At 69.9% G+C, this 16,598-nt stretch carries 16 protein-coding genes; 7 read left to right on the top strand and 9 right to left on the bottom strand.

Annotated features, from left to right (window positions below):
* Positions 1-35: 35 nt before the first annotated feature.
* Positions 36-659: a NucA/NucB deoxyribonuclease domain-containing protein gene (locus AB0F88_RS23600; protein ID WP_362687772.1), complete on the top strand. Its 624-nt coding sequence runs from the start codon at positions 36-38 to the stop codon at positions 657-659.
* A gap of 87 nt (positions 660-746) precedes the next feature.
* On the top strand, positions 747-1,217 hold the full coding sequence (locus tag AB0F88_RS23595; protein WP_362687769.1) for a hypothetical protein: 471 nt from the start codon (positions 747-749) through the stop codon (positions 1,215-1,217).
* 147 nt (positions 1,218-1,364) lie between these two features.
* On the opposite strand, the gene AB0F88_RS23590 is transcribed toward AB0F88_RS23595, so the two are convergent.
* From AB0F88_RS23590 to AB0F88_RS23560, 7 genes are all read right to left on the bottom strand, one after another.
* Complete coding sequence (locus AB0F88_RS23590) at positions 1,365-1,658, bottom strand: hypothetical protein (protein ID WP_362687767.1); 294 nt, start codon at positions 1,656-1,658, stop codon at positions 1,365-1,367.
* Complete coding sequence (locus AB0F88_RS23585; protein WP_362687764.1) at positions 1,655-2,071, bottom strand: ATP-binding protein; 417 nt, start codon at positions 2,069-2,071, stop codon at positions 1,655-1,657. Before AB0F88_RS23585 ends, AB0F88_RS23590 begins: the two co-directional genes overlap by 4 nt.
* Before the next feature lie 457 nt (positions 2,072-2,528).
* Positions 2,529-3,248: a DNA/RNA helicase domain-containing protein gene (locus AB0F88_RS23580; protein ID WP_362687760.1), complete on the bottom strand. Its 720-nt coding sequence runs from the start codon at positions 3,246-3,248 to the stop codon at positions 2,529-2,531.
* A complete protein-coding gene (locus AB0F88_RS23575) occupies positions 3,242-3,745 on the bottom strand; it encodes a hypothetical protein (RefSeq protein ID WP_362687758.1) in 504 nt (167 codons plus the stop codon). The genes AB0F88_RS23580 and AB0F88_RS23575 overlap by 7 nt, the downstream gene beginning before the upstream one ends.
* 162 nt (positions 3,746-3,907) lie before the next feature.
* Complete coding sequence (locus AB0F88_RS23570; RefSeq protein WP_362687754.1) at positions 3,908-4,264, bottom strand: nucleotide pyrophosphohydrolase; 357 nt, start codon at positions 4,262-4,264, stop codon at positions 3,908-3,910.
* Positions 4,261-4,383, bottom strand: a complete 123-nt coding sequence (locus tag AB0F88_RS23565; protein WP_362687749.1) for a hypothetical protein — start codon at positions 4,381-4,383, stop codon at positions 4,261-4,263. The genes AB0F88_RS23570 and AB0F88_RS23565 overlap by 4 nt, the downstream gene beginning before the upstream one ends.
* A 130-nt stretch (positions 4,384-4,513) precedes the next feature.
* Complete coding sequence (locus AB0F88_RS23560) at positions 4,514-4,912, bottom strand: hypothetical protein (RefSeq protein ID WP_362687746.1); 399 nt, start codon at positions 4,910-4,912, stop codon at positions 4,514-4,516.
* A gap of 824 nt (positions 4,913-5,736) precedes the next feature.
* Here AB0F88_RS23560 and AB0F88_RS23555 point away from each other — a divergent pair.
* Positions 5,737-7,248, top strand: coding sequence for an AMP-binding protein (locus AB0F88_RS23555; protein WP_362687743.1), 1,512 nt, complete (start codon positions 5,737-5,739; stop codon positions 7,246-7,248).
* On the top strand, positions 7,245-8,162 hold the full coding sequence (locus AB0F88_RS23550; RefSeq protein WP_362687739.1) for a hypothetical protein: 918 nt from the start codon (positions 7,245-7,247) through the stop codon (positions 8,160-8,162). The genes AB0F88_RS23555 and AB0F88_RS23550 overlap by 4 nt, the downstream gene beginning before the upstream one ends.
* 96 nt (positions 8,163-8,258) lie before the next feature.
* Here AB0F88_RS23550 and AB0F88_RS23545 read toward each other — a convergent pair whose 3' ends face one another.
* Complete coding sequence (locus tag AB0F88_RS23545) at positions 8,259-8,729, bottom strand: MarR family transcriptional regulator (protein ID WP_362687735.1); 471 nt, start codon at positions 8,727-8,729, stop codon at positions 8,259-8,261.
* Positions 8,730-8,799: 70 nt separating this feature from the next.
* Here AB0F88_RS23545 and AB0F88_RS23540 point away from each other — a divergent pair, with 70 nt between their 5' ends.
* The 3 genes from AB0F88_RS23540 to AB0F88_RS23530 all read left to right on the top strand — a co-directional run bounded on the left by AB0F88_RS23540 (position 8,800) and on the right by AB0F88_RS23530 (position 13,886).
* Positions 8,800-10,941 (top strand): MMPL family transporter, encoded by a 2,142-nt coding sequence (locus AB0F88_RS23540; protein ID WP_362687732.1) that lies wholly within the window; start codon positions 8,800-8,802, stop codon positions 10,939-10,941.
* A 279-nt stretch (positions 10,942-11,220) separates the two neighbouring features.
* A complete protein-coding gene (locus AB0F88_RS23535; protein ID WP_362687729.1) occupies positions 11,221-12,735 on the top strand; it encodes a hypothetical protein in 1,515 nt (504 codons plus the stop codon).
* Positions 12,732-13,886: a hypothetical protein gene (locus tag AB0F88_RS23530; protein ID WP_362687726.1), complete on the top strand. Its 1,155-nt coding sequence runs from the start codon at positions 12,732-12,734 to the stop codon at positions 13,884-13,886. Before AB0F88_RS23535 ends, AB0F88_RS23530 begins: the two co-directional genes overlap by 4 nt.
* Positions 13,887-13,962: 76 nt before the next feature.
* Here the strand turns inward: AB0F88_RS23530 and AB0F88_RS23525 are convergent, their stop codons facing one another.
* A complete protein-coding gene (locus AB0F88_RS23525; RefSeq protein ID WP_362687723.1) occupies positions 13,963-16,485 on the bottom strand; it encodes a DUF4132 domain-containing protein in 2,523 nt (840 codons plus the stop codon).
* Positions 16,486-16,598 lie beyond the last annotated feature (113 nt).

Below are 16,598 nucleotides of genomic sequence, written 5' to 3'. Positions count from 1 at the left end.
GAAAGGAAGGTGTGGACAAGGAGGGGTCCTGCACGTTGACCCCGATCGTATGGGTGAAGGTCCCCACACCCGATGGAGGAGATAAAGCCTACAGTGTTCAGGCCATTCCGCGGACGGTGCGTTGCGACTCCTCGCCTCTCATAGGCTGGTACAGCAGCGGTGGGTGCGTGGTCATGCGCGGTGTTGTAGCTCTCACGATGGCCTACAACGATGAGGCTCACAATCCAGAAACAGGTGTCAGAACGAGCTTCACGGATGTGAACGACCATATCTGGATGGCTCTCGAACACCCGTACCTCACCAAGCCGGGAAGGAAAACCTTCTACGACCTCAGCCCCAACGCCAAAGACATCCCGGGGAATTGGGGTGATTGGCTGAGCAGAGCCAAGTACCGCACCTCCCCCGAGGGAAGCCGAGGTATCGCACAAACGGCTTGCACCATCGAATACTCCTCTGCCCAGCGACAAGGTAAGCAGTGCGACGAATTTCCCTTCGCCAGCACACAGCAGGGGGCGCACTACGCCGACCCGGAGAACAATTTCTCTGTAATGCCGGTCAACTCGGCCCAGAACTCCGCTCATGGGAAAGTGGTCGGCGCTTGGTACCAGAACAACCGGATAATCCGGAGCGACAAGTTCTGGATCCAATTGATCGATTAGTCTGACCCGCAGGCTCTGGTGTGGAGCCGTCTGACGGCCCCACACCAGAGCCTCCTTTTATCTTGATATTGGAAAGGTTCTATCGCTGTGGCAGTCCTTCTCGCCAGTGCCCTCGACTCCATCAGCATCCACACAGGCAGTGAATTCCTTGTGACAGAGGTGACCGCGGACGGTGAGCCCGTCGACGCACCGTTCTCTGCTGAGAGCCTGCCGGGACAGCCGATGATTTCGGTTGGACCTAACGGCGTGGTCATCGACAGCGGCTCTCTGGCGAAGTCCGTGATCCACGTCAGGTACGAGCGCTGGGACGGGCCACCGGAGCAGCTCGCCGCTTGGACTCCGATGTGGGAGGGGAAGTTGTATCTCGGTTCCGGGGCCATCGGTCTGGTTCAGTATTTCTACGAGGGGTGGGACGAGTGTCTTCCGTTCGACACCGGGGTGAAGGAAGCTTCCTGGTCGGTTCGTGTGCAGACCAGAAGGCTGACCAACACCGAAGAGCCTGACTTCCCTTCCGACGTCGTCCATGGCGAGCTCTACCGGGTGCAGTTGTGGCCGTAGGCGGCTGAACGGTGATGAGACCGGGGCGATTCGGTTGCACGGCACCTTGTACCGAAGGCCGGTAAGCGCCATACGCATCGCCGCGGGCAAGCGTGGTCCACCCGGTGGGTGGTTCTAGAGACGATCGGAGAGCGGTGCTGGGTCCGGTCATCGCACGAGGCCGTGCAGCAGGGCGATCCATATCGCGTCGGCTTCCGCGGCGGGGCGGCGGTCGGTCTCGTCGATCGTCGGGTCGCTCCGTGAGCGCCTGGTGCGGCGGATGAACCTGACGCCGCCCGCCTGGCACAGCTCGTAGAAGAGTGGGTCACAGTCGCAGGTCCACCTCACGACCCGGGCCTGGGTGTCGCCGCGGGGAGGATGCCAGGTCAGTGCCTCGCAGTGGGAGCGGGTGGGGAGGACGTGCGGGCTGAGGCAGCGGGGTGGGTGGTCCCAGAGGATCACGGGGCCACCTTTTCCGCCAGCTGGAACCAGACGACGCGTCCGGCGGAGGTCTCGTACCAGCCCCACGCGGTGGACAGTTGCTGGACGAGCCAGAGGCCGCGCCCGCCGTCGCTGTCGGGGTCGGTGTCGGCGCAGACTTGGGGCCGACGACCTGTCGATCCGGCGTCGATGACGTCGATATGGAGCGTTCCATCATGGTGGGCGACGGCGACAACCACCCGGCCGCCGGGGGTGCGGCCGGAGTCGGAGTGGCGTACGGAGTTGGTGACGAGTTCGGTGAGAAGGAGGAGCGCGTCGTCGGTGCGCGGGTGGTTCACGCCGTCGAGCAGGTCGCGGACATAGCGGCGGGCCCGGGGGACAGCTGCGATCTGGGCAGGCAGATCGACCTGACCCAGCAGTCCGAGCGCTCTCATCGCGTCACCCGTGTGATCCGCTCGAAGACCTCCCGGGCCCGCGCCCTGGTACGGGCGTCTCGTTCCCGGTTGTGCTGTCGGGCGAAGGCCGAGGCGCGGTCGTACCGCTCGTGGGCCTTCGCCGTCCGGGTGGCAGGAAGACCTCCAGGCTCGGCTGTTGACCGGGAGGGAACCGGACCATGGAGTCGAACCCGAGGTCGTTCAACTCCCAGGCCAGCTCCACCAACCGGCCGCCTTGCCCTCGAAGTCACGCTTCCTCATCTGATCGTCCGCCCTTCTGGACCCCGCAGCTGTTGGTACTTGCAGCAGCCCTCGTCATCCACGGAGAGTTGCAACTCGCCGCGCTCGCGGGCGCATCGCCCATGGTTTGCTCGCCCTTGATGGTCCACGGGCGGGACCAGCCATCGAGCCGGATGTCGTGGACGAGCGTGCCGTCCTCGCGGGGCTTGCTCCACGGTCAGCAGAATCCGGCGGTCATCCGGGCCGAGTAGCCCTTGTCGAGCTTCGACCGCAGCAGGGCCTCGAGCTCCTGCGGGCACTCGGCCGCCGAGACCGAGAAATGGTCGTCTCCGAGCCACGGCACAGGACCGCCGGCCCGCAGGCCGAGGAGCCGCAGCACCCACTCCTCGTACGCGCGGCTGCCGCCACAGCGGAACTGCTCGTCGAGGGAGATCTCGTGAACCCGGAACCCGCGAGCCTCCGCGTGGCTCATGATCTCGGCCACGGTACCCATCTCGCCGGGTCGCACCACCTGGTGTTCGTCCAGCAGGAAGACGGGCACTCTGGCGGCGTCGATCAGCTCGTCGACCTGGCGTCGATTGTTGCGCAGGCGGGCCGGGGTGTAGCGGTTCTGTGAGGTCTCCCGGATCCGGTGCGCCTCGTCACAGATGAGGACGTCGAGACCGTTTCGCTCGGCCTTCATGAAGCTGTTGAAGTACTTGAAAAGGTTCTTCACCTTCGAGGAGCCCCTGCCCGGCACCCGGCGCAGTGTCTCGGTGAACGAACGGGACCCCGTGGCGTGCAGGACCGCGCGGCCCTGTCGCGACAGCTCACCCAGCAGGGACAGCGCGATGACGCTCTTGCCGCTTTGGGCCGCCGGTGATGACGACGACGGTAGTCGAGGAAGGCTCCGCGACGGCTCTTGGTGAAGATACGGCTGGCTCTGCTCACTCAGCACCTCCCGTAGAGGTCCTCGACATCGAGGTCGGCCGCGTTGTCCAGGTAGGCCACGCCTCCGAGCGCGTTACCGCGCCCTTCCAAGGCCGCGACGAAGTCGGCGATGTATTCGCAGTAGTCCTCGACCTGGAGCACCGGGTGCAGTCGGGGACCACCGGCCACGCCTTCGACGAGCACGAGTTTGGGATCGCCCTCGAACAGCTCGGCCCGGCTCCACTGCTTCAGCTCCACCACCACGTACGCGTCATCGCCCGTGCGGCGGTCGACCCCGGCGAGGACCACGTCGGCGCGCTCGCTGGTCAGCGGGAGCTGGTACTCGACCAGAATCTCGACGGCGCCGAGCCCGGCGTCGACCAGGTCGCGGGCTAGGACGGGGAGGCTGCGGTCCCAGGACCTGCGCTCGGCGTCGGAGGGGTTGACGCGTGCGGTCCTTCGGAGGTGCTCGGCGATGACTTCGCTCAACCGTCGTTCGGGAACCGAACCGTCGGTCGCCAGCATGGCCAGACTTTCGGCGGAATGCCGAAATGCCGTCACGGACCTACCCCCAGGCAGCACGAGAGACTCGTGCGGTATGGGGGCGTGTCCGCGCTCAGACGATGAGCGGAAGCCCGTCGGGCCGCATCACTACGCCAGGCACATTACAGCGATCATCCGACAAAATCAGGCGAGCGGCGGGGCCTTCCCGGCCGACCCCCGATAGGTCTCCGCGTCGTAGCGCCGGTCGCTCTGGTCGAGCTTGGTACAGGCAGCCTCGACGAGGTCGATCCCCAGCACGTCGGCGAGGCGGGTCAGATAGATCATGACGTCGGCCACCTCGGATCTGAGGCGTTCGGCGGCCTCGGGGTCGTCCATGACGTTCGCGGTCTCCTCGGGTGTCAGCCACTGGAGCTCCGCGAGCAACTCGCCGACCTCGCCGGCCAGAGCCATGGCGAGGTTCTTTGGCGTGTGGAACCTCTCCCAGTCCCTGACCTCGGCGAACCGCCGAAGTTTTCCGGCCAGTTCCTCAAGCTCTGTCATGGGAGCAAATTACCGGCAACGATGATCGACGCCATCAGCAACTCGCACGGGGTGGCGGTCACCTCGGCGAGCTTGTCGTGCCAGAACTTCCGCGCCTCCCGCACGGACGGTGCGGACACGGTGCGGACGAGGACCCGGGCGCGGTGCCCGGCAGGACGCCCTCCCGGCGCCGGACGACCCGGCGCGAAGCGGTTCGAAGCCATGCGAGGTCTCGCGAGGCCCCCGTGGTCCCGTGAGGCCGGAAACGCCTTATATACCGGAATTCCATTCTCCGGTCGGGCCATGCCGCCTCATCCCGCCCGCCACGGTTGCGGTCAGGAGTAAACCGGCGGCGATTGTCAGACGGGAGTTTTCATTTCTCTCTTTTTGCTGAATTTCCTGCGATGAGGAAATCGACTCGACCTGTCGAATGTCTGACTTTTCTGGCCGGCGCCGATGGAGCATCGAGGTGGTCTCGGCAAAGTCGGTCTGACAATTCCCGGTCTGCCCGGGAGGAGATGGTGCGATCAAATGATGAAACACAGGACGGGCGTATGGGAACCTGGAAGCTTCCAGGTTGACAAGAACTGCTGCTGCCCCTTCGGGGCCTGAGAGGCCGGCATGGGTCCGGTCGGTGGTGCGATCGGTCGCGAGGGTGTTGAGGGCCACGATGCCGAGCGGGGCGGCCGGCACCCCCAGGGCGGCGGACCTCGGCAGGCCGTCGGGGGCGGACCGGGGACCATCCGGGACCGTCCGGGAGCGCGTGAACGCCGGCGTCGTCGGCCGGCCGAACTCCTGGTGGCCAGGCGGCCTGGCCTGCGCCGATGTTCGCGGCGTACGTCACGCCCACGTTCTCCGCGCCGGCGTTGCCGGGAGGGTGACGAGCCGTGTGGCACGGGGTGCGCAGGAACGCTCCGGCGCCCTCAGGGCGGCTCGCGCCAGGATGTCCGGTCGAGGCCGCGGTGAGTCGCGGCTGCGGTGAGGGGACCTCCCGCCAGGGCCGCCCGTGGAGTCTCCGTGACCGGGCCCACCGCGAGGATTCCGGCCGTGCGGCGGCTCGCCTTCGGCGGGAAGGGCGTCTCGCGCCACCCTCGCGCGGACCTTTCCCCGAATTCAGACCAGACTTGTCAGCAAAAATCTATAAATCTATACATATCATGCTGTCAACAGTTGTAAATAGGTTTATGCAGAAAGCAGTAGACATTTACCGCGATTGACTGAAATCTTGACGGTGTGCCGGGGACGCCCGAAGGCCTCTTTTCGAAGTGGCCGAAACTCTCGGCGCCATTGACGGGGATGAGAGGAACCGAAGGGAGGGAAAAATGGTCAAGGCTGCCTTCGCCTACTGCAAGTACGCAGTGAGCGCGATCACCGCTGTCGCTTTCGTGGTGTGCCCGTACTAGTCGACGGGATCCAAGGGTCGCCCCGGAGCGCGTGCGCCCCGGGGCGACCCGTTTCGCTGCCAGCTCCTGCCGCCATCGGAGGATGAATTCGTGCTGAGGACCGCAGTGGCCCAGCTGCACCATGGTCTTTCCCTTGTGTTCGGTCGCCGGCTCCGGGTGGCGAACATCGAGCGTGTCGTCGCCGACATCGTGGCCACCCGTGCCGAGTTCGGTGGGATCGGCGACCTCGACGCGTTCCGCGGCACCTCGATGTCGGTCCAGGACCGTAAGCCCATCGACGACCGGAGGTTGCGCCGCCTCGCACGCATGGCGTACGCCGAGACCCCGTACTACCGGGACCTCTTCGATCGTGTCGGCATGCGGCCGGACGAGGTGAACCTGTCGACCCTGGAGCGGCTGCCGGTCACGCGCAAGGAGACCCTGCGCGACACGCCCGAGGCGCTCGTGAACCGCGGTGTCCGGCCCTGGTACCGGGCGGAGACCTCCGGCACCACCGGCCCGCCGTCGTCGGTGTGGTTCTCCCGCTACGAGGCCGAGCTGCTCACCGCGATGACCGCGGTCTCGCTCCTGATCGACAACCGGCTCGGCGAAGGCGACGTCATCCAGCTCAACCTGGTCTCGCGTGCCTTCTTCGGAATCCACTGTTTCGCCGGGGCGGCGGCGCTGATCGGCGTGGCGCCCAGCTCCCTCGGCCTGGTGGAGCCCGAGATCTCGCTCTCCCGGCTGGCGGGCGGCACCCGGCTCTCCGGCGCGGAGGCCCGGCCCGTCCTGCTGGTCACCTACTCGAGCTACCTCGGCCTGCTGGTGGAGGCCGGTGAGCGGCTCGGGTACACGGCCGCCGACTTCGGGCTGCGGCAGATCACGTGCGGCGGCGAGATCCTCACCGAGGGGCTGCGCCGCCGCGCCGAACGACTTTTCGGGGCCACGGTCGTGGAAACCTACGGGATGACCGAGATCGCTCCGTCGAGCGGTCAGATCTGCACCGGGGGACATCTGCACTTCCACCCGGAACAGGGCATCACCGAGGTGCTCGATCTCACCGGGACCCGGGCCGCCGAGCCCGGTGAGCTGGGAGTGCTCACCTTCACCCCGGTCTTCCCCTACCGGGAGACCACTCTCCTCCTCAGGTTGTTCAGCGGGGACGTGGTGCGCCGGCTGGCCGACGACGATCTCGGCTGCGAGCTGGCGCAGCTGCCGGCCACCTCACGGGTGCTGGGCAAGGACGGGCACCTGTACGGCTTCGGGGGCCGCACCGTGACCCCGCGCGACATCCTGGAACTCGTCGAGGCCGATCCGGCGGCGAGGTTCCCGTCCCGGTGGTCCCTGCGGACGGGGACCGACGGGCTGGAACTGCACATCCTCGGCGACGACCCGCAGGCCGCCGACCGGATCCGCAAGCGGGGCCTCGAACAGGAGATCCCGCTGTCCCGCGTCATCGTGCACGGTGAACGCGCCACGATGCCGCCCACCGCGCCCGTACGCGCGGACCTGCGCGAGCTGAGCTTCGCCGACGCGACCCTGAAGACCGACGCGACCCTGAAGACCGACGCGAGCCTGAAGACCGACGCGAGCCTGAAGAAGCATCCGGAGACCGCACAGTGAATTCCGCCCTCGCCGAGATCGTGGTGATCGTCCTCATTCCGGCCGCGGCCATCCTGCTCGGAGTGCTCTACTTCCTCCGGGTGCGGATGGAACGGCCCCCGGTCGGGGTGTACACGCTCGGGGACGTCATGATCATGATGACCGCCGTCCTCGTCATCCCCGTGGTCTACCTCGCCCTGCCGTCGTCCGCCGTCGCGACGGTACTGGGCCTGATGACCGTCTTCGCGATCCAGATCACCCTGGCGCCGCTGCTGCCGGGGCGGGTGGCGCTGCTGGTGGCGTTCGGCGCGGCCGCGCTCGATCTCGTCCTCTTCCTCTCGGGGTCCTCCGCGGCGACGGCCTGGAACAACGTCCTGCTGCTGATCCTCGTCATCGGCGTGTGCAACCTCTACGTCCAGAGTGGCATCAAGGCCCGTGACGTGGCCGTCTTCGCCTTGCTCCTGGCCGGCTACGACCTCGTGGCCACGACGATGCTGCCGACGATGGGCGATTTCCTGCGCAAGGTCATCGACCTGCCGTTCGCGCCGGTGTTCGCCTGGTGGGGCGGGCCGCAGCCCATGGTGATCGGTCTCGGGGACGTGCTCATGTTCGTGTTGTGGACGCTGGTGGCGTTCAAGGCGTTCGGACGGGAGGCCGGCTGGACGGCCACGGGCGTCTCACTGGCGCTGGCCGCGACGCTGGTCCTCGCGATGCGGACGGGCCTGCTGACGGAGCCGTTCCCCCTCATGGTGCCGGCGGGCCCCCTGATGGCCCTGCAGTACCTCTTCTGGCGCAGGGTGCGGGGCCCCGAGCGGACGACGGCCGCCTACCAGGCATCGCGCAAGGCCGCCGCATCGCCTGTCCTCCAGTCTCCGGCCGGAGCCGCGGAGGCGCGGCCGCCCGAGCGGCTCGCCGAGCACACGGTGGCCGAATGAGCGGCCGACGGGTGTAGCGGCCGGCGATGCTCCACGGCTCGGTGAAGCGGGCGCTCCCGGAACGCAACCGTCCGGCCCGCGCGCTCGAAGGAAGGGTCAGCCAGACCCCGGCGCGCCTCGTAACGCCTCGAGTTCCTCGTTCATGGCGTCGAGGAAGGCGGCCGCGGCGCGCAGCTCCTCCGGGCCGAAACGCCGCAGGACGTTGTCCGTGCTGCGGCCGAGGGGGCGGAAGAAGACCGCGGCGAGTTCCTGCGCCGCGTCGAGGTAGTGGAGGTGGACCACGCGCCGGTCGTGCAGGTCGCGGACCCGGCGGATGTGCCCGGCCCGCTCCAGCCTGTCGAGGCACGCGGTGACGGCACCCGAGGTGAGGTTCAGCTCCTCCCGCAGCCGGCTCGGCGTGATCGGCGACGGAGCGTCGAAGATCTTCATCAGGGCCTGGACGTCGGTGGGGTGCAGCCCGTGCTCGTGGGCGAACTCGTGGGCGATGCGGTTGAACTCGGCGGTCATCCGTCGCAGTCGCACCGCGAAGGACAGGAGGTCGATGGCCTCCTCGTTGTCGCCGTTCATATCGCCATGCTACTTTAACTCAATTATTGAGATACTTAATGGTTGAGTTAAATGTGGGAAAGGTGATCTCATGGCGCGGCGACCGATCCGCTGGCTCGTCCCGGCGCTGCTGGTGCTGGTCTGGCTGGCTGTCGGCGGAGGGCTGGGGCCGTACGCGGGCAAGCTCACCGAGGTGTCCACCAACGACCAGGCCGCGTTCCTGCCGCAGAGCGCGGAGTCGACCCGCGCGCTGGAGGTGCAGGAGCGGTTCCGCGAGGACGCGACGCAGCCGCTCATCGTGGTGTGGACCGCGGACGGGAAGAACGTCACTCCCGAGCAGGGCGCCGCGGCGACGCAGGCGCTCGCCTCGCTGCGCGGCACCGAGGGCGTCGTCGGGACGCCCACGCCCTCCATCCCGTCGGACGACGGCCGGGCGTTGCAGGGCGTGGTCCAGCTCGGCCCCGACGTCGAGGGCTCGCTCGGGGAGACCCTGGACCGGATCGGCTCGGCGGTGGCGGTCGACGGCCTGCGGGCTCAGCTGGCGGGACCGGCGGCCACCCGGGCCGACCTGTCCGACGCCTTCGCCGGGATCGACGGCCTGCTTCTCGGGGTGGCGCTGATCACCGTCCTGATCATCCTGCTGGCGGTGTACCGGAGCGTCCTGCTGCCGGTCATCATCATCGGCGGTGCGGTCTTCGCGCTCGGCCTCGCGTGCGCCGTGGTGTACTTCCTGGCCGACCGCGACATCGTCCGGGTCGACGGCCAGGTGCAGGGCATCCTGTTCATCCTGGTCATCGGCGCGGCCACCGACTACGCGTTGCTGCTGACCGCCCGCTTCCGGGAGGAACTGGCCACGACCGGCGACCGCTTCACCGCGGGCCGCGTCGCGCTGCGGCGCTCGTTCGAGCCGATCGTCGCCAGTGCCGCCACGGTGGCCCTGGCCCTGCTCGCGCTGCTGCTCAGCGGCCTGACCAACAACCGCGCGCTCGGCCCGGTGGGCGCCATCGGCATCGCGTGTGCCGCCCTCAGCGCGCTCACCTTCCTGCCCGCGGCCCTCGTCCTGCTGGGCCGTGCCGCCCTGTGGCCGGCGAAGCCGCGCCCGGCCGACGCGGCCGACGCGGCCGACGCGGCCGACGCGGCCGGCGCGGCCGGCGCCGAGGGCCGCGGGATCTGGAGCCGGGTGGCCACCCTGGTCGACCGCCATCCGCGCCGGCTCTGGATCGCCACCATCCTGCCTCTCGTCGGCCTCGCCCTCCTCGCGCCGCAGCTGAACGCCAGAGGGGTGCCGCTGGACGAGACCTTCGTGAACGACGCGCCGTCGGTGGCGGCGCAGGCGACGCTGAGCGAGCACTTCCCCGGCGGCTCGGGGCAGCCCGCGGTCATCGTCGTCCCCGCCGGCCGTGCCGCGGCCGTGGCGGAGACGGCCGGCGACGTCGAGGGCGTGTCCGACGCCGCGGCGGTGACCCGGAGCGGACGACCGGGTGACGACACTCCCAAGGTCGTCGACGGGCTCGCGCTGGTGGAGGCGACACTGGACGACGCGCCGGACGGCGACGCCGCCCAGGACACGGTCAGGCGTCTGCGTGCCGCGCTCGCCCCCGAGAACGGTGTCCTGGTCGGCGGTTACAGCGCCCAGCGGTACGACACGACGGAGACCGCGAGGAACGACACGCTGCTCATCGTCCCGGTCGTCCTGGCGATCATCCTGCTCATCCTGATCGCCCTGCTGCGCTCGCTGGTGACGCCCGTGCTCCTGGTGGTCACCGTCGCGCTGAACTTCCTGGCCACCCTCGGCGTCTCCACGCTGGTCTTCACGCACGTGTTCGGCTTCACCGGCGTCGACGCGTCCGTGCCGCTGTACGGCTTCGTCTTCCTGGTCGCGCTGGGGGTGGACTACAACATCTTCCTCATGTCCAGGGTGCGCGAGGAGACCGCGCACCACGGGGCGCGGGAGGGGTTGCTGCGCGGGCTGGTCACCACCGGCGGGGTGATCACCTCGGCGGGCGTCGTGCTCGCCGCCACCTTCGCCGCGCTGGTGGTGATCCCCCTGGCCTTCCTCGTGCAGATCGCCTTCATCGTCGCCTTCGGCGTCCTGCTCGACACCCTGGTGGTGCGATCCCTGCTGGTCCCGGCGCTGGTACGGGACCTGGACGCGCGGGCCTGGTGGCCCAGCCGCCTGGGCCGTGCCGAGGCGGGGCGGGAGTCCCGGGAACTGACCGGGGCGTCGAGGTGACCCCCGGCCCGGGCCGGGGGGAAAGAGGTGACCTCCGGCCCGGGCTGCGGGAAAGAGGCGTCACCCGGCCTGGGCCGGTGGGAAAGAGGTGACCTCCGGCCCGGGCTGCGGGAAAGAGGCGTCACCCGGCCTGGGCCGGTGGGAAAGAGGTGACCTCCGGCCCGGGCGGTGGGAAATAGGGCAGAAGAAGGCGATATGCCGGTGCTAGCCTTCCGGGGTCGGCCGCGGGACTCCGGCGCGACTTCCGGGACCCGCCTTTGAAGCGATGATTCGCAGCTCGTGCCCCCATTCCCCGGCCGACCCCATACAACCCTGTGCCCCCACTCCAGGCCGGCCCCGCACATCACCCCGGAGGCGGCGATCGAAGCCCACGTCGAGACCGTCGCGGATCTGATCGCCGCCGAGGACGTCCTGCTGTTCGTGAACGCGGCGATCACCTCCACCGGCCAGCGCGAGTTCCACTCCGGCGCGGGCGAGCAGGGCCTCTCGCTGGACTTCCTGCACAGCTACCTGCTGGGCAACTACCGCGACCTGTACGCGGCGACCCTCGCCCTGGACGTCAACGACCACAACACCGTACTGATCGCCAGGAACCTGCTGGTCACGGCAGGGGAGGCGGACGCGGAGCAGCGCCGGGCCGAGGGGCGCCTGATCGCCCGGAGGCTCGCCCTGCTGCCGCCGCCCCGGGTGTACCGGCTGTTCCGCGAGTTGCGCCGGGCCAAGGTCAACAACCGGCGGACCAGGGCGATCATGCGGGACTGGCTCGCCGCTCGCCCCGACCTCGCGTTCGACGCGGTGAAGTACCGCGGCGCCGTCAAGGACGCCGTCCGCCACGCCCACCTGAGGCCCGGCGGGGAGCTGGGGCCGTTCCTGTTCACCCCGCACCGGCCGGCCGCCTATGCCACACCGATCCTGGAGACCTGGCGGCGGGCCCACTACGAGCAGGCCGCGCTCTACAGGCTGCCCTACACGGTCGCGGAGGGGTTCGCGGCGAAACACCGCATCGCACGCGCCACCTTCCTGGAGCGCATCGCGCCCCGGCTCACCCGGCTGGAGCGGCTGCGCCTGCAGGAGTCGGCACGCGACCTGGGGGCCGGCGCGGTGCGGGCCGACCTCACCACGATGCCGCTGACCCGGCTCGCGTCATATGTGCTCGCCCTCTCGCTGGACGATCGCGTCCGCCGCCGCGCCGAGCTGACGGAGGCGCTGCGCGCGGCCGCCCGCCGGGTCGCGGGCGACCAGGCCGGGAGCTGGGGCGCGGTGGCCGCCGTCCTCGACGACAGCTTCTCCGCGTACGGTTCGGGGCACAAGCGCCGCCGCCCGCTCGCCGTCGCGCTCGCCTGCCACTTCCTGCTGGAGGCGCTGGCCCGCGAGTACACGCCGCTGTGGCTGTCGGGCCGTACGGACGCGCTGCTCGTCCATCCGTACGGGGCGACACCGCTCGGCGAGCGCGTCCTCGACGCTCTCGAACGCGGACCCGGGCGCCTCGTCATCGTCTCCGACGGATGGGACAACTCACCGCCGGGGCTCGCCGGAGAGGTGCTGCGGATCTGGCGCACCCGGCTCGACCCGGACCACGCCTGTGCCGTCGTGCACCTCAACCCGGTGTACGACGCCGCCGACTTCGACGTACGGCGGCTGGCGCCCACCGTCCCGACCGCCGGGATCCGCGACGCCGAGAACCTGGTCGCCCTGGTGGAGCTGGCCCGGTTCGCGGAGGGGCGCACCGGGATCTCAGAGCTACGCGCCCACCTGGCGCGCCGCGTCGAGGTGTTCCTGCGGGAGGACACATGACGGATCTCGCCCTCACCGGGCTCTCCACCCGCCCCGCGCAGGCGTGGGGTGGCGTACGGCTCGTCCCGCTGGTCCGCGAGGAGCCGATCGAGGACCTGCGGCTCGACGCCCGGCTCTACGACGCGGACCTCGGCGTCGTCGCGGTGGACGCGCGGACCTCGTACCTCTCCTACATCCCGCACGGGTTCGTGGCGAGCTGGACGCGCGACGGCACCCCCGCCGCGGCGTACGGGACCCAGCTCCGGGGGCCACAGGAGCGTGACCGCCCGCCCGGCCGGATGTCGCTGCGGTTCCACCGTCGGATGGCCCGCCGGGCCGACAGGAACCGGCTGCGTTTCCTGCCCCTGCACTTGGCGCTCGAAGGCTATCTGGCGCTGCACTTCGGCGGTCCGGAGATCGCGTGGGAGGAGTGGTCGCACCGCGCGATCAGCCGCGGCCTCTCGCCCCGCGTCGAGGAGGCGTACGTGGGCGCCGCGGTCAGCGGTCTGGAGGACGCCCTGCATGTCTTCGAGATCCACCACGGCCAGTGCGGCGTTCTCGTCTACGTCGCGGACGCGCTCGCCGCGGTGTTCGTGGTGCCGCACCCCGACGACTACCGCGCCCTGCACACCACCCTCGTCCAGGACCTGTACGGCGAGCTGATCCACCACTACGCGATGTTCGGCGGGCCGGTGCCCGACTTCCGGGCCCGTATCGCGGACGCGACGGTGCGCTCGCTCGCCGATCTGCGCGCGCGGGCCCGCGAGCAGCGGGACGAGTGGGCGGCCTTCCACGACCGGGTCATGGCGGGCGGGCTGCTGGGCGCCGACTACACCTACCAGCGTGTTCACGAGATGGGCGACTACCGCCTGTCCCGCTTCCTGCCGCCCTTCGAACGGCAGCGCGAGAACCACATCGGCGAGCTCATCACCGACGACACAGGCCGGGTCGCGTACCTCAAGACGTTCCGCCTGTCGGAGAACCAGGTCCGGCGCGGTCACCTGCTGACCCAACTCGCCGCCGCCGGTTGGAACATGGCCGCCACCGCCGCCGCGCTCGGCGTGACCGAGCCCCAGCTCGGCCTGCGCATCGAGGCCGCGGGCTTCGGCCACCTCCTCCGCCAGGACATCCTCGACCACTACCGCGCGCAGGTCCGCCGCGGTCGCCGGTGACCACACGGGGTTTCGTGAAGTCGCCGACATGCCCCGGGAGGCGGCCGGCCTGTCGTGTCCCCCGGCGGACCCGCGGTCAGGCCCTGATCTGGCGGGCGATGGACGGGTCGGTGATGGCGGCGTCGCCGGCCAGCAGGAGCGCCTTGGAGACGATGACCGACAGCATGCCGCCCTCCTCCTCGAACGGCAGGAAGACCTGGTCGGACGTGCCACCCGGGACGATGCACAGGTAGGCGTCGTTGGGCTCCATCAGGATGTTGCCCGAGCCCAGGTGGATCCGGTAGGTGCGCAGGTCGCCGCGGACCCGTAGGAAACGGTCGGTGAGCTCGGCCCGGTCGGCGATGCGCAGCCGGGGGAGCAGCCGGGTCAGGGCGTCGCGGCGGATCTCGGCGGTCTCGGTGAGGTCGCCGAAGTTGTAGGAGTGCCAGTAGTCGCCCTGCCCCTGCGGGTCGAGGCCGACGGAGGAGACGCCGACGGCGAGGTCGGCGTCGCGCATGGCCTCCGACAGCACCAGCGGGGGCACCTCGGTCAGCGGCGCCGGCCCGTGGAACTCCTCCTGCGGCGACTCCTCGTCGGTGCGGTGGAACCGGATCGGCCCGCTGAGGCAGAACGAGGCCGAGTCGCCGTGGCGGTCCGTCTCCCAGGAATCCCAGGGCAGGTGCATGTCCCAGCGCGCCTGCCAGCCGGGGACGTCCTTGACGGCCTCGCCCTGCCCCGAGCCGCCCGCCCCGTCCCAGTGGCCGAGCGAGAGTCCGGTCCAGCCGCGTTCGGACAGCAGCGCCTTCGCCTGGCCGTACCGCAGCCTGTGCCCGGCGAAGCGGTCGGAGAGCGTCCCGGACCGCTCCTCGGCCGGGGTGAGCAGGTAGACCTCGCGGAAGGCCTGCTTGAACGGCTGCCGCAGCCCGGTCTCCAGGAGGTGGTCGCGCCGGCCGCGGACCTCCTCGACGGTTTCCCTGATGGGGTGCCAGAGCAGCATCGGGGTGTCGGCGCGGGGCTGGATCCGGCGGCCGGCCGGATCGGTGAGCTGCCAGCCGCCGGCGGTCCTGACCGGTGTCCCGGCGGGGCCCTGCAGGATCTGCCAGATCAGCCGCCTGCCGTGGACACCGGTGACGGGATGGTCAAGGAAGAACTCCTCGACCTCGCTCCAGCGCCAGAGCCGGTCCTCGGCGAGCGCCCGCTCGACGCGGAACCGCTCGGCGGGCAGCGTCTTCCGGATCTCCTTGAGCGTGTTCCGGAACTCGGCGAGCAGCCCGCCGCGGCTCTCCCTGACCGCTTTCGGGGCTGATCTGGTTGATCTGCCGGCTGGAGTGAGAAAGGTCAGCAGCGGTGTGCCCGCCTCGTCCAGCGCCAGCCGGATGACGTGGTCGCCCGCCTTCTCCTCCCGTACGCCGTCCGGGCCGAGCCCGAACGCCGGCACGGTCCGGTCGAGCAACTGCTCGCGGCCGAGTCCGGCCTGTGCGGCCACCTCGTCCAGCGTCCGCGCCACCCTCGCCAGGATCGACTTCTTCCTGACCTTGGTCTGCATCCGGGCGAGCGGGGCCACCACCTCCAGGCCACCGCGTCCGGCCAGCACGAGCAGGGCGGCGTTGACGAGCATCTCGCAGCGCGAGTTGGGGCCGGACCCGCCGATCCCGATGCCCGCCGCCAGCGCCACCTCCCCGAGCAGCGGGACGATCCAGGGCTCGTCGATCAGCTCACACGTCCACACCATGCCGCGCAGCGGCGTGGCGGTGCGCTCGTGGAGATAGGTCGTGGTGGTCCACTCGTGGTCGCCGTTCCGGTGCCGGGTCGTCACCTCCCGGTGGGCGGGGACGCGGTCCAGGACCTCCCGGACGAGCACGGCGGCCTCCGGCGTGAGCAGGGCGGCGGCCTGCTTGAGCCAGGCGGGGCTGGGACGCGCCGAGGTGGCGGTCATCCAGTGGCGCATCAGGGGGGTCATCCGCGGGTCGCCGAGGCGCGAGCCGTACTCGGCGGCCATCAGGACGGCGAAACCGTCGCCGCCGCCGGTCAGGCAGGTGGTGACCATCGCGGGGTCGTTCTCGGCGTGCCCGGCCAGGAAGACGTCCAGGTCGTGCTTGAGCGACGAGCGGGAGTGCCACCGGGCGCCGGTCATGATCTCCTGGATCCGGCGCATCCGGGGAAGATGGCGGCGTTGCTCCCCGCGAGAGAGCTTCTGGGTGGCCGCCCACGGGATGACCAGCGAGGACTGGTAGCTGTAACGGTGCCGGAGAGGCTCGGCCGCCGCCCGCCAGAGCAGCTCGATCTCGTCGCCGGTCCAGGCGAGGTCCTGCTCGGCGACCCGCAGGGCCAGCGGCGCGGGGTCGGGGCGGTGGTCGTGGTCGCGGGACACGCTCATCCGCAACTGCGCCCACACTCCCAGCGCGCGCCACTGCGCGTCGCCGAGATCGGGCCCGAGCGCGGCGGTGACCGTGTCGGCGAGCATCGGCGCGGGCCAGGAATGTTCCGAAACGTCGAGCCTGTCGAGAGCGTAGAGCTCGTCGAGCCGGGTGAACACGTCCGCGCGGGTCCGGTCGAGGTCGCCGAGCCGGTCGAGCTGCTCGGGGGAGAGCTCGCCGAGAAGGCCCATGTCAGAGGTCAACGGTCGTCTCCAGGAAGAGGGGGTACCGCCATGACTACCAACCGGCTCCGACAGATTCCGGCCGCGGTGTGGGAGACAGGCGGAAGACACCCTGATCATCGACCGGGGTGACG

Origin of the sequence: Streptosporangium sp. NPDC023963, from assembly GCF_040639135.1 — a bacterium.
Classification (GTDB): domain Bacteria; phylum Actinomycetota; class Actinomycetes; order Streptosporangiales; family Streptosporangiaceae; genus Streptosporangium.
This window is presented reverse-complemented; position numbering and strand designations above follow the sequence as displayed.

Coding starts and splice junctions, on each gene's coding strand:
- AB0F88_RS23570 (WP_362687754.1), bottom strand. CDS start 4,264: ATGACAGAGCTTGAGGAACTGGCCGGAAAACTTCGGCGGTTCGCCGAG.
- AB0F88_RS23575 (WP_362687758.1), bottom strand. CDS start 3,745: ATGCTGGCGACCGACGGTTCGGTTCCCGAACGACGGTTGAGCGAAGTC.
- AB0F88_RS23545 (WP_362687735.1), bottom strand. CDS start 8,729: ATGAACGGCGACAACGAGGAGGCCATCGACCTCCTGTCCTTCGCGGTG.
- AB0F88_RS23530 (WP_362687726.1), top strand. CDS start 12,732: ATGACGGATCTCGCCCTCACCGGGCTCTCCACCCGCCCCGCGCAGGCG.
- AB0F88_RS23540 (WP_362687732.1), top strand. CDS start 8,800: ATGGCGCGGCGACCGATCCGCTGGCTCGTCCCGGCGCTGCTGGTGCTG.
- AB0F88_RS23585 (WP_362687764.1), bottom strand. CDS start 2,071: ATGAGAGCGCTCGGACTGCTGGGTCAGGTCGATCTGCCTGCCCAGATC.